The organism is Acidovorax sp., assembly GCF_046291265.1.
Taxonomy (GTDB): domain Bacteria; phylum Pseudomonadota; class Gammaproteobacteria; order Burkholderiales; family Burkholderiaceae_C; genus Acidovorax.
Window position 1 is genome coordinate 16,050 of the sequence record NZ_JBKBTV010000059.1, and the last position, 11,935, is coordinate 27,984.

Annotated in this window: 14 protein-coding genes; 8 read left to right on the plus strand and 6 right to left on the minus strand. The window is 64.2% G+C overall.

All coding sequences use genetic code 11. From position 1 onward, the window contains the following. Positions 1-114: 114 nt before the first annotated feature. Together ACK41V_RS18715 and ACK41V_RS18720 are read left to right on the plus strand one after the other, a co-directional pair. Positions 115-1,785: a methyl-accepting chemotaxis protein gene (locus ACK41V_RS18715; RefSeq protein WP_409784507.1), complete on the plus strand. Its 1,671-nt coding sequence runs from the start codon at positions 115-117 to the stop codon at positions 1,783-1,785. 231 nt (positions 1,786-2,016) lie between these two features. Further along, positions 2,017-2,598 (plus strand): hemerythrin domain-containing protein, encoded by a 582-nt coding sequence (locus ACK41V_RS18720; RefSeq protein ID WP_409784509.1) that lies wholly within the window; start codon positions 2,017-2,019, stop codon positions 2,596-2,598. A 134-nt stretch (positions 2,599-2,732) separates the two neighbouring features. Here ACK41V_RS18720 and ACK41V_RS18725 read toward each other — a convergent pair whose 3' ends face one another. Then, entirely contained in the window at positions 2,733-3,839 is a 1,107-nt protein-coding gene (locus ACK41V_RS18725) for an alkene reductase (protein ID WP_409784511.1), read from the minus strand. A 213-nt stretch (positions 3,840-4,052) separates the two neighbouring features. Here ACK41V_RS18725 and ACK41V_RS18730 point away from each other — a divergent pair, with 213 nt between their 5' ends. Further along, positions 4,053-5,294, plus strand: coding sequence for a YbfB/YjiJ family MFS transporter (locus tag ACK41V_RS18730; RefSeq protein WP_409784513.1), 1,242 nt, complete (start codon positions 4,053-4,055; stop codon positions 5,292-5,294). A 158-nt stretch (positions 5,295-5,452) separates the two neighbouring features. Here ACK41V_RS18730 and gstA read toward each other — a convergent pair whose 3' ends face one another. The 3 genes from gstA to ACK41V_RS18745 all read right to left on the minus strand — a co-directional run bounded on the left by gstA (position 5,453) and on the right by ACK41V_RS18745 (position 7,571). Continuing rightward, entirely contained in the window at positions 5,453-6,061 is a 609-nt protein-coding gene (gstA, locus tag ACK41V_RS18735; RefSeq protein ID WP_409784515.1) for a glutathione transferase GstA, read from the minus strand. Positions 6,062-6,152: 91 nt separating this feature from the next. Further along, entirely contained in the window at positions 6,153-6,926 is a 774-nt protein-coding gene (locus ACK41V_RS18740; protein ID WP_409784516.1) for a class II aldolase/adducin family protein, read from the minus strand. A 177-nt stretch (positions 6,927-7,103) separates the two neighbouring features. After that, the gene (locus ACK41V_RS18745; protein WP_409784518.1) at positions 7,104-7,571 is read right to left on the minus strand and encodes a carboxymuconolactone decarboxylase family protein; all 468 of its coding nucleotides are present in this window, start codon (positions 7,569-7,571) and stop codon (positions 7,104-7,106) included. A gap of 195 nt (positions 7,572-7,766) precedes the next feature. On the opposite strand from ACK41V_RS18745, the gene ACK41V_RS18750 reads away from it, so the two are divergent. Continuing rightward, positions 7,767-7,994, plus strand: coding sequence for a type II toxin-antitoxin system VapB family antitoxin (locus tag ACK41V_RS18750; protein ID WP_409784520.1), 228 nt, complete (start codon positions 7,767-7,769; stop codon positions 7,992-7,994). Further along, a complete protein-coding gene (locus tag ACK41V_RS18755; RefSeq protein WP_409784522.1) occupies positions 7,991-8,374 on the plus strand; it encodes a type II toxin-antitoxin system VapC family toxin in 384 nt (127 codons plus the stop codon). The genes ACK41V_RS18750 and ACK41V_RS18755 overlap by 4 nt, the downstream gene beginning before the upstream one ends. A 27-nt stretch (positions 8,375-8,401) precedes the next feature. Here ACK41V_RS18755 and ACK41V_RS18760 read toward each other — a convergent pair whose 3' ends face one another. Next, a complete protein-coding gene (locus ACK41V_RS18760) occupies positions 8,402-9,328 on the minus strand; it encodes an RNA polymerase sigma-70 factor (RefSeq protein WP_409784524.1) in 927 nt (308 codons plus the stop codon). Positions 9,329-9,484: 156 nt separating this feature from the next. On the opposite strand from ACK41V_RS18760, the gene ACK41V_RS18765 reads away from it, so the two are divergent. The 3 genes from ACK41V_RS18765 (at position 9,485) to ACK41V_RS18775 (ending at position 11,503) form a co-directional block, all read left to right on the plus strand. Further along, a complete protein-coding gene (locus ACK41V_RS18765; RefSeq protein WP_409784525.1) occupies positions 9,485-9,859 on the plus strand; it encodes a DUF4087 domain-containing protein in 375 nt (124 codons plus the stop codon). Between the two features lie 218 nt (positions 9,860-10,077). Next, on the plus strand, positions 10,078-10,734 hold the full coding sequence (locus ACK41V_RS18770; protein ID WP_409784527.1) for a homing endonuclease associated repeat-containing protein: 657 nt from the start codon (positions 10,078-10,080) through the stop codon (positions 10,732-10,734). 400 nt (positions 10,735-11,134) lie between these two features. Further along, positions 11,135-11,503 (plus strand): VOC family protein, encoded by a 369-nt coding sequence (locus ACK41V_RS18775; protein ID WP_409784529.1) that lies wholly within the window; start codon positions 11,135-11,137, stop codon positions 11,501-11,503. 37 nt (positions 11,504-11,540) lie between these two features. Here ACK41V_RS18775 and ACK41V_RS18780 read toward each other — a convergent pair whose 3' ends face one another. Next, positions 11,541-11,819, minus strand: a complete 279-nt coding sequence (locus ACK41V_RS18780) for a YkgJ family cysteine cluster protein (protein ID WP_409784531.1) — start codon at positions 11,817-11,819, stop codon at positions 11,541-11,543. Positions 11,820-11,935 lie beyond the last annotated feature (116 nt).

Below are 11,935 nucleotides of genomic sequence, written 5' to 3' on the forward strand. Positions count from 1 at the left end.
ACACGTACGACTGCGTCACGGTTGTCTGGCAAACTGCAACGCTTTGTTGCAGGGTGGCGGCGTCCAAAGGACCAACGGCCCGCGCGCACATACCAATATGAAGGACGACAGATCATGAATCTCTTCTCGCTCATGCGGCAGTTCACCATACGTTTTCGAATGCTGGGGGCCATCGGCGTGGTTCTGGGCCTGTTGGGCCTGCTGGGCGGGGCGGGCATGCTGGGCATGTTCCGCATCCATGCGATGAGCCAGGACTTTATGGACCACTCGTTTGCCGAGGTGGGCTACATGGCCGAGCTGCGGGGCGAGATGGGTGCCATCCGCCAGTTCGAGAAAGACATGATCATCGGCTACGAAAAGCCTGAAGCCGTGAAGGCCGCACACGTCAAATGGCTGGAAAGCCAGGACAAGGCCAAGAAGACGGCGGGCAAGTTTCTGGAAGGCGAGGAAGACTCGGACAACCCCGTGGTGCGCAACATCGTCAAGCGCCTGGACAGCTACCGGGAGCTGTTTGCCCATGTGGTGCGCCAGCTGGAGGCCAGTGGGTACGACACGGCCACCATTGCCAACCGCATGAGCGGCAAGGCCGTGGCCGAGTTTGACGAGGCGGACAAGCTGATGGCCGAACTGGATGCCGTGCTGCGCAGCGAGGTCGCCAAGTCGGTGGAGCAGCAGGGCCAGGTGTCCAACGAGACCAAATGGCTGTTTGTGCTGGCCGTGCTGATCACCGTGGTGGTGGTGGTGCCCACCACGCTGATGAACATGAACTCCATCTGCCGCCCGCTGGAAGACGCCCGCAAGATGGCGCAGGCGATTGCGGGGGGCGACCTGTCGCAGAACATTGCCGCCGAGGGCAAGGACGAAGTGGCCGACCTGCAGCGCGCGTTGCGCGACATGCAGCAGGGCCTGGGGTCGCTGGTGGCGCAAGTGCGTGATGCCAGCGGCAACATCGCCACGGCCAGCCAGGAGATCGCCACGGGCAACCAGGACCTGTCGCAGCGCACCGAGCAGACGGCCAGCAATGCGCAAGAGGCCGTGTCGTCGCTGACACAGCTCACATCCACCGTGCAGCAAACGGCGTCGTCGTCGCAGATGGCCAATCAGTTGGCAGCGTCTGCATCGCAGATGGCCACCCACGGCGGCGGCGTGGTGCAGCAGGCCGTGGCCAGCATGCACGAGATATCGACCTCCAGCCGCAAGATCGGCGACATCATCGGACTGATCGACTCCATCGCGTTCCAGACCAACATCCTGGCGCTGAATGCCGCGGTGGAAGCCGCCCGTGCGGGCGAGCAGGGCCGCGGTTTTGCCGTGGTGGCCAGCGAAGTGCGCAGCCTGGCCCAGCGCTCTGCTGCGGCGGCCAGCGACATCAAGGGGCTGATCAGCAACAGCGTGACCGCCGTGGACGGCGGCGTGCGCCATGTGGAAGAAGCGGGCACGGCGATGAAGGACATCGTGAGCAGCGTGCAGCGCGTGGGCGACATCATTGGCGAGATCACGGCGGCGGCGTCCGAGCAGTCGGCCGGCATTGGGCAAGTGAACCAGTCGGTGGGCGAGATTGACCGCATGACGCAGCAGAACGCTGCGCTGGTCGAAGAGTCTGCCGCCGCGGCCGAGTCGCTGCGCGAGCAGGCGGCGCGCCTGTCGCAGGTGGTGCAGCAGTTCCAGCTGGCCGAATCGATGGCTGGGCATGGCCACCATGCATCTCACCCGGTGGCTGCCCCGCACCACGGCGCGTCGCAGGTGCTGGCGGCAGGCCCCGGCCAGGCGCGGTTGACGCGCTGACCCACCCACCGCCGACCCACTGCTGCGGCGCTGCTGATCGAGCGCTGTAGTCACCCAGGCCCTGCAAGCGTTGCTGCTTGTGGGGCTTTTTTTGTGGCCGCTCGCGCTTTGGTGCGCCCCACCGCTTGGGGTGGGGTATTCAGTCGCGTGCCCGTTTGTTGACGTGCGTCATGGCCTGGGCGGGCCCCGCATGGCACCCTGGAGGCTCGTCCAACCTGGGGAGCGTGCGCCATGCCATCGATCAGTCTGCGAACCATTCGCGAAGAGCATGCGTCGCTGGCGGCCATGCTTCACTCGTTGCGTCTGATGCTGGACCAGGGCCCGCGGGACGCGCCTGCTGCCTTCTTTGATGTGATGCGGGCGATGCTGTTTTACATCGACGAGTTTCCGGAGCGGCAGCACCACCCCAAGGAGTCACGCTGGCTGTTCCCCAAGGTGGCAGAGCGCGCGCCAGAGGCCGCAGAGACCATTGCAAAGCTGGAGCGTGACCATGTGGGTGGCGAATCCGCCGTGCGCGAGTTGCAGCACCTGCTGCTGGGTTGGGAGCTGATGGGCGATGTGCGTCGGGAGGCGTTTGGCGAGGCGCTGCGGCGCTACATCCAGTTTTACCTGGACCACATGCGGCTGGAAGAAACCGTGGTGTTGCCCGCCGCGCAGAAGCACTTGTCGGCTGCAGACTGGGTGGCGCTGGATGCTGCCTTTGCCAGCAACACCAACCCCCTGGCGCCCGGCAGGCCGCGCGATGCTGTGTACGACCGGTTGTTCACCCGCATCGTGATGCGGGCGCCCGGCCCGATAGGACTTGGTGGATAACCCCCCCTGAGTCGCCTGCGGCGCCTTCCCCCCAGGGGGACGACGCCCTCGCTGCGGGGCGGCCCTTGCTTGGCATCCCCCGCTCGGACCGTGCCAGTTTCAACCGGTGAGGGTGCACTGCCGCCAGATGCCGTTCAGCTTGCTGCCAAGGCCGGGTAGTCCGTATACCCCTCGGCTCCGCCGCCATACAGCGTGGCGCGGTTCACTTCGTTCAGCGGCGCGTTGCGTTCCAGGCGTGTGACCAGGTCGGGGTTGGCGATGAAGGGGCGGCCGAAGGCCACGATGTCGGCGCCGTTGGCCAGGGCGGTTTCGGCCAGGGCCTTGTCGTAGGCGTTGTTCACCATCCAGGCGCCGTTGCCGCCTGCGGTGCGGTATGCGGCCTTGAGGGCGGCGTAGTCGAACGGGCGGCCTTCCACCTCGCGCGGGCCGCCGGTGGCGCCTTCGATGACGTGGATGTATGACAGGCCCAGGGGGCCCAACTGGCGCACCACGTACTCAAACAGGGGCTGCGGGTCGGCGTCGATTACGTCGTTGGCGGGGGTGACGGGCGACAGGCGGATGCCGGTGCGGCCGCCGCCAATTTCTGCCGAGACAGCGGTCAACACTTCGACCAGCAAGCGGGCACGGTTTTCAACGCTGCCGCCGTAGGCGTCGGTGCGGGTGTTGCTGCCGGTCTTGAGGAACTGGTCGATCAGGTAGCCGTTGGCGGCGTGCACTTCGACACCGTCAAAGCCTGCGTCGATGGCGGCCCGGGCCGCGCGGCGGTAGTCGGCCACGATGCCGGGGATCTCGGCCAGCTCCAGCGCGCGGGGCATCGAGGTTTCCACAAAGGTAGGCACGCCGTCCTTGATGAGCACGGTCTTGGTCTTGGCCTGGATGGCGGATGGCGCCACCGGTGCGGCGTTGCCGGGCTGCAGGTCGGTGTGCGAGACCCGGCCCACGTGCCACAGCTGCACCACGATCTTGCCGCCCGCTGCGTGCACGGACGAGGTCACCTTCTTCCAGCCCGCGATCTGCTCGGGTGCATACAGGCCCGGTACATCTGCATAACCCTGGCCTTGTTGCGTGATGGCGGTGGCTTCAGAGATCAGCAACCCGGCGCTGGCGCGCTGCGTGTAGTACGTGGCCACGAGGTCGGTGGGCACGGCATTGGGCGAGCGGTTGCGCGTGAGCGGTGCCATGGCAATGCGGTTGGCCAGTTGCAGGTCACCGGCTTGTACGGGGTCGGACAGAAATGGCATGGATCAGCTTTCAGAAAACGGGTGGCACACAATCAATCAAGTCCCGGAGGTTAATGCTGCAACGCAAAACGTGCAGCGCACATGCGTCAACAAGGGCTCTGGTTTTGTGATAGCTGCGCGTGCGAAAAAAGCTGTGCTGTGCTGTTCTGCGCTTTGTCCGGCTGTGGCGCCCAGCACATTGTTTTGGGGGGTGGGGCAGAATCAAAAGCTCCCATGCCTGCACGCCCTCACGCACCGCCACCTGCTTCCCCCTCCGCATCCGCGCTGCCTGCCATCCCGGCTTTGTGGCTGGCGGTGGCGTTGTCGATGGGGGCTGCGGTGTCGCTGGGCATCACGCGGTTTGCCTATGCCTTGCTGCTGCCGCCCATGCGCGAAGACCTGGGCTGGTCGTACACGTTGGCCGGGGCCATGAACACCGTCAATGCGCTGGGCTACCTGCTGGGCGCGCTGGCTACACCCCTGTTGTTGCGCCGCCTGGCGCCCGGCACGGTGTTGTTGGCGGGGTCTGTGCTGGCCACCATCTTCATGGGGCTCAGCGGATTTTTTACCGAGGCTGCGCCGTTGCTGCTGCAGCGCTTGCTGGCCGGTGTGGCGAGTGCGCTGGTGTTTGTGGCAGGTGGCCTGCTGGCGGCGCGCCTGGGCGCGCACCAACCCGGTCGGGGTGGCTTGTTGCTGGGGCTGTACTACGGCGGCACCGGTTGGGGCATCACGCTGTCGGCGGTGCTGGTGCCTTCGGTGCTGGCAGCCGCCCCGGCGCCGCACGCGTGGACCTGGGCCTGGTGGGCGCTGGGGCTGGCGTGCGCTGCGGCCACCCTGGTGTTGTGGTGGCCCGCACGCGCGTTGCAGGTGCTGGCGCCACCCCCGCCCCCACCCACTGCGTTCAATGCAGCCCCGCCGCCAGCGCGGGTGCGCTGGCGCGCACTGGCGCCCGCGCTGCTGGGCTACGGCTTGTTTGGCGTGGGGTACATCGGCTACATGACCTTTGTGGTGGCGCTCCTTCGCGAGCAGGGTGCCAGCGGCGGGGAGGTGACGTGGTTCTATGCATTGCTGGGGCTGGCGGTGGTGCTGTCGTCGCGCATCTGGGCAGGCTTGCTGGACCGCAGCCGCGGCGGACAGGCGCTGGCACTGTTGAACGGCCTACTGGGCGTGGCCACAGTGCTGCCCGCAGTCACGTCGGCCTGGCCGGTGATGCTGGCGTCGGGTTTGCTTTTTGGCGGTGTGTTTCTGTCGGTGGTCGCATCGACCACCGCGCTGGTGCGCCACAACCTGCCCCAGGTGCTTTGGGCCAGTGGCATCAGCGCGTTCACCATCGTGTTTGCCGCCGGGCAGATCGTGGGGCCCACGGTGGTGGGCTTGATCGCCGACGGCCCCGGGGGGCTGGCGCGCGGGCTGGTGTTTTCGGCCTGCGCGCTGTGGGTGGGGGCGCTAGTGGCGTGGCGGCAGAAGCCGCTTTAGCGGCGCGCAATGCCTGCGCGGTGATACGGATGGCGTTGGAATCATCCGAGCGAGCCGTTCGGGCTGGGCTTGTCGGAGCCTTGCGCGGCGCTTCGACAAGCTCAGCGTGAACGGATTTTTACTTTTCAGTCCGTGTCACGTGTCAGTAGCGGTGCGCTTTATTTCAGCAAGCCTTCTGCCTTCATAGCCGCCTGCACGGCCGGACGCGCGCCCACACGTTCGCGGTAAGCCGCCAGATTCGCCAGTCCCGAGATGTCCACATTGGTGGGTTTCGTCCAGTTGGTCACGGTAAACAGATACCCATCGGCCACGGTGAATTGGTCGCCCATCACGTACTGCCTGTCGGCCAACTGGCTGTCCACCCACTGCAGGCGCTCCAGCAGTTTGGTGCGCGCCATGGTCTTGTATTCCTCGGGCGTGGCGGGGTTGAACAGGGGGCTGAAGCCTTTGTGAATCTCTGTGCCGATGAAGGTCAGCCATTCCTGCAGACGGTAGCGCTGCAGCGAGCCGTTGACGGGCGCCAGCATCTTGAGGGGCGCCTGGTCGGCGATGTACTGCACGATGGCCGGACCTTCACGCAGGCGGGTGCCGTCGTCCAGCTCCAGCAGCGGCACATAGCCCAGCGGGTTGATCTCGTAGTAGTCCGAACCGTCCTGCAGCTTGTGGCTTTTGGTGCTGGCCAGCACGGGGGTGAAGGCCAGACCGGCTTCGTGCAGCGCAATGTGGGGCGACAACGAGCAAGCGCCTGGCGAGTAGTACAGCTTCATGGGAGTCCTTCAGAAAAGATGAGGAAACGCATCCTATGCGCTGCGTGGCTTCTCTGCTCGGCGCTGCCTTTTGTCGGGTGGACACGAGTTGTTAGCTGTCGTAACCGGGCAGGTCGCGCTGCACCTTGCGCAGCAGCGCAGGCCAGGCAAACGCGCCACCCAGCCCACCCGTCTGCACCCGCATCGCCTGCGCCACGCCGTTCACGATCTGTGGGTTGACCTGGGTCAGCTCGCCCCCCGCTTGGGCGTCGATCTGGATGCGGCAGGTGTTCTCGAACGTGTACATCGACAAAAACGCGTCGGCAATCGTCTTGCCCACGGTGAGCAGGCCATGGTTGCGCAGCATCAGGAAGTTGGCTTCGCCCAAGTCGGCCTGCAGGCGCGGCTTTTCTTCGTCGCGAAACGCCACGCCTTCGTACTCGTGGTACGCCAGCGAGCCCAGCACAAAGGTGCTTTGCTGGCTGATGGGCAGCACGCCGCCCTTTTGCGCGCTGACGGCCACACCGGCGCGCGTGTGGGTGTGCAGCACGCAACCCGCCTCGGGCCGGGCCTCGTGCACGGCGCTGTGGATGACGAAGCCCGCCGGGTTCACGGGAAAGGGCGAGTCATGGAGCTTGGTGCACGCCATGTCCACCTTGATCAGGCTCGACGCCGTGATCTCGTCGAACATCAGGCCGTAGGGGTTGATGAGAAAGTGGTGCTCGCCCTCGCCCGACACCGATTCGGGCAGCTTGGCGCTGATGTGGGTAAAGACCAGGTCGCTCCAGCCGTACAGCGCGACCAGCCGATAGCACGCGGCCAGGTCGCAGCGCAGTTGCCATTCTTCGGGGCTGACGCTGTCTTTCAGCGAAGGGATGTTGAGCATGGGGTGTCTCCGATGGTGCGTGGGGGGTGGGAGGCACCACTGTAGGCCGGAGCGGCGCTGGCGACTGTCAGGCAGGCTACACAAGCGGCGCTCGGCAGTGTGGCTGGTCGCAATAAAAATGATAGCTGCTAGCGCTTTGTGGATAAGCGCTAGCAGCCAATTTGATTAAAAAACGGCTCAACCCATCGGCGTTTCTGGAATCGGCGCACGCATGCCTGCGTTGAGCAGGTTCCAGGCGTTGATCACTGCAATCGCAAAGCTCAGGTCGCTGATCTCTGCTTCAGAGAACACCGCCTGCAGCTTGGCGTATTCGTCGTCGCTGGCATCGCTGTGGGGCGTGGCGGTGATGATCTCGGCCCAGCGCAGTGCGGCGCGATCGCGCTCGCTAAAAAACGGCGCCTCGCGCCAGCCCGCCACCGCGTTCAGGTGGCGCGGCTCCACGCCCTCCTTGACCAGCACATGCCAGTGCATGTCCATGCAATACGCGCAGCCGTTGATTTGCGACACGCGCAAAAACACCAGCTCGGCCAGGCGCGTGCCCAGCGGGCCTTTCTTGATGGTCTCTGACACGCCTACCAGGCCCATGAAGGCCTTGGAAGACAGCTTGTGGTACGGCAGGCGGGCGGTGTGTTGGTTGGATGACATGGCAGGCTCCTTGGATGAAAGTGTGGTGTGAAAGGACGAAGATGAGCGTCGCCAACGTGTCGCGACGGTTCATGCTTGTAAGACGTGGTGAGGTGCGCTGTTGTGACCCCAAGCCTTGGTTTTTTGCAACGATGCGGCTGAAGATGCACAATCGCATCAATATTGATGACGCAATGGATGACACAAGGCAAAGCCATGAGAACGACCGTAACCATTGAAGACGCCCTGTACGAAGAAGCCCTGGCGGTTGCCGACCCCGGCTTGGACAAGGCCGACCTGTTTCGCGAGGCGATCAAGACCTTTGTGCGGGTGCAGTCCGCCAAGCGACTCGCAGCGTTGGGTGGCGCGGCGCCCGACATGCCCGAGATTCCTCGCCACCGCGACGGCGGCGATAGCGGCAATGGCGGCGCCGTGCCCGCATGACGGGCCGCGTGCTGGTGGATACCTCTGTGTGGGTCGATCACTTCCGCCAGCGCAACGCGCCGCTGGTGGCGTTGCTTGCACAGGATGTTGTGCTGATGCACCCTCTGGTGCTGGGTGAATTGGCCTGCGGCACGCCGCCCTCCCGCGCGCAGACCCTGGCCGACCTGCAGCGCCTGCAAGCAACTCAGCAGGCCACCGTGCGCGAAGTCATTGCGTTGGTGGAGCGCGGGCGGCTCTTCGGGCTGGGTTGTGGCCTGGTGGACCTGAGCCTGCTGGCCTCCGCCCTGATGACGCCTGGCGCCACGCTGTGGACACTGGATCGGCGGTTGGCTGCCCTGGCAGAGCGGTTTGGCATTGCCCACCGGGCGGCGCTGCATTGACGACGACGTAGTGGCGCCACGGCGCCCTCACAGCGTGGCCGGAACGCCCACCAGCTTGTCCGGGTTGCGCACCACGTAGATCGCCCCAATGCGCTCGCCATCCGTCACAAACGCCTGCGCCGATTCGAGTTGGCCGTCCACATAACGCAGCAGGCCCGGCTCGCCATTGATGATCGCCATGCGGTAGACCACCTGCGCGCCCAGGCGGCGAAACAGCGCCCAGTACAGGTTGGCAATGCGAAACGGCCCCACGAGTGGTTTGGGGAAGGACTGCACCTTGCCACCGCCGTCGCCGATCAGCTGCGCGTCATCGCTCAGCAGCGCCTCGATGGCGTTGCGGTCGCCGCTTTTGGCGGCCAGCATGAAGCGCTGCAGCAGCTGGTGGTGCACAGCGTGGGGCACCTCAAAACGCGTGCGCGCCTGCTGCACGCGCTCGCTGGCGCGGTGCACCATCTGGCGGCAGGTCGCCTCGGTTTTGCCCAGCTGCGCGGCGATCTCGGGGTAGTCGTAGTCGAACACCTGGCGCAGCAAAAAGGCGGCGCGCTCTTCGGGGCCCAGGCGCTCCAGCACGTACAGGAACGCTACGGACAACTCGCCCGCCAATTCGGCCGCGGATTCGGGCGTGTTGTGGTGCATGCCACCGCCGGCAGCGCCGTCGCCCTGCAGCTCCACCAGCGGCTCGGGCAGCCACCAGCCCACATACGCCTCGCGCTCGGCCTTCAGGGCGCGCAGCCGGTCAATCGACAGGCGCGTGACCACCGTCACCAGCCAGGCCTCGGCCGACTGCAGCGCGGTCACGTCCTGGCGGCTCCAGCGCAGCCAAGCATCCTGCAGCACATCCTCGGCATCGGCGCGCACGCCGAGCATGCGGTAGGCAATGCCGAAGAGGCGGGGGCGCAGGGCGGTGAAGGGGTCGGTGGCGGTGGGTGCGGTGGAAACGGACTGTGTGGTCATGGTGGCGTGTGTGAAAGACCTGTGGGTCTTTGATAGACGTTGGAGGTCGCTGTCTTGTGACAGTGTTTGCCGCGGTTGCTTTTGTTTTGATAGCTATCAGCGCTTGTTGTATAAGCGCTAGAGGCACTTTTTACCTGAAATGGAAAGGATGCAGAGATGGCAGAGTTGTACGCAACCCGGAGCGCCCAGGCAACCCCGCGCGCGGGCAGGGTCGGGCGCCGGGCGATGGTGGTGTCAATGCTCGTGTTCGCGCTGCTGCCGTGGGCGACCCGAGCCCAGGCGCAATCGCAAACACCGCAACCCGCCGCTGGCGTTGCCCAGCCGCTGGAAAACCGCTGCGGCTGGTTTCACAACCCCACCCCCAACAACGCCACCCTGACCGACCGCGACGGGGAATGGGTGGTTTCCACCCAGGGCGGTGACAGCGCCGAAGGCGACTGGCCGGTGTTCACCGATGCGCAGTGGAAGAAAACCAATGGCCACTATGGCTACGGGTGTGCATGCCATGAAGGTGGTGGTGGACCGCGGTGATCAGCGGGTGCTGCGCATTGCGTCGGCAACGGCGAAGCCGTTGAAGGCGTGTCGGGGGGATCGGGCGTTGCCGAAGCCTTGAGGCGGAAAACTGGTCCAACTAGCGTCCGGGCCAAGGCTATAGTGAACGAGCGATAGTTTTTATCTGGTGCGTTCTTGTTCCGTGTGTTCCAAATTGGTCAGAAGGGTTTCGGCCACCATCGCCTTTCATCGAAAGTATGAGCAATTCAAACTTCACCATTCAACGAGTTCAAGGAGCACCGGTATCGTCCGCCGAACTTTTGGAGGATCTCGCGTCGATTGCCCGGAACCAAGGGTGGTCAACGGTTGGCCTGAGGCAGTACGAAAAACTTGGCAAATACAGCTACACCACTTTCTCTCGGAGGTTCGGTTCTTGGAACGAGGCACTGAAACTTGCAGGGCTTTCGACCTCCAACGAGATCAACCTATCGGACGAAGCACTATTCGAGAACATTCTTGTTCTATGGCAATACTTTGGACGACAACCTCGCCGTAGTGAGTTAGCCCATCCACCGTCCGTCATTTCCCAAAGTCCGTACAACCGACGCTTTGGCTCCTGGCTCGCGGCGCTTGAGGCATTTGTGAATTTTGCTAACAGCGCTGGCACTGAGATGCCGGTCGATAAGGGCGCAGAGACTCGCCGCACAGGCCGCGATCCGTCTCTCAGGCTTCGCTGGCAAGTGTTGCAGCGTGATCGTTTTATTTGCTGTGGGTGTGGTGCTAGCCCGGCCCTAAGTTTTGGTGTTGAGCTTCACGTAGATCACGTGGTCGCTTGGAGCAAAGGCGGGGAGACCGTCCTGGACAATCTTCAGACCCTTTGTTCTGCCTGTAACTATGGCAAATCAAACAGCTAAAGCTAGCTAGAACCATCCTGCTGGCATGCCCGTCTGCTTCCTATGACGGCTGCGTTGTGAGCTCCAACTGCCCCAGGTACAACATCGCTTGGTCCGTGCTGCTGCCACACATTTCCTCAGACGGCATCAACCCGCCGCACACCGCCGGTCGCTCAGGCGGCCCAAAATGCGGCAGCTCGCATCGTCCCCCAGCTGAATGCACGGCACCCCCCTTCTTTGGCGTGCTGGAGTGCTTGGTTTTCTGGGTTTGGGGATTGCGAATCTGGTGGTGGCCGGTGTCGCATACAAAAAGCAAAAACTACAAAAGGCCAGCGGCGCCGAGTGACGCACCACCATTGCGCTGACCAGCGCAAAAGTTCACAGTGCTGGTTTTCAATTTCCCAACCCCAAGGAGAGCACCATGCCCCACGCCCTGAACTGGTTCGAGATCCCCGTGACCGACTTCACCCGCGCCAAGACCTTCTACGAAACGGTGTTGGGCATCACCATTGCGCCCATGGAGATGGGCCCGACGACGATGGGCATGTTGTCGACCGACCCCACTGCCGTGGGCGGCGCCATCGTGCAAGGTGAGGGCAGCGCGCCGTCGCAAAACGGGACGACGGTGTACCTCAATGGTGGCGACGACCTGGCCCCGATGCTGGCGCGCGTGGAGCAGGCGGGTGGGGCCGTGGTGGTGCCCAAGACGGAGATCGGCAACGACTTTGGCTTCTTTGCCCATTTTGTGGACACTGAGGGCAATAAGGTCGGTCTGCATTCGATGAAGTAGCGGGCGCCCGGCCAAGCGGGAAGAAGAAGAGGACCGGCTACGCCACCGGTTCGCCAACACCTCCCGGCTGCGTGAGCCGCTCCAGCCGCGTCAGGTACGCCAGCGCTTGCCCATTGCTGGCTCCGCACATTTCCACAGACGGCATCAACCCGCCACACACCACTGGCCGCTCGGGCTGTCCAAAAATGCGGCAGCGCGCATCGTCCCCCAGTTGAATACACCGCACCCCCGCAGGTTTGCCCTGCGGCATGCCCGGGATGGGCGAGCTGATGGAGGGGGCGGTGCAGCAGGCGCCGCAGCCGGGGCGGCAGTTCATGGGGGTTTGCTATTTTTTATATAGCTGCTAGCGCTTATAGATAAAGCGCTAGAGGCCAATTTGACTCAAATTCTGGCGTTCACTGACCTGTAGCAACAGCATCGCCATGCAGTCGG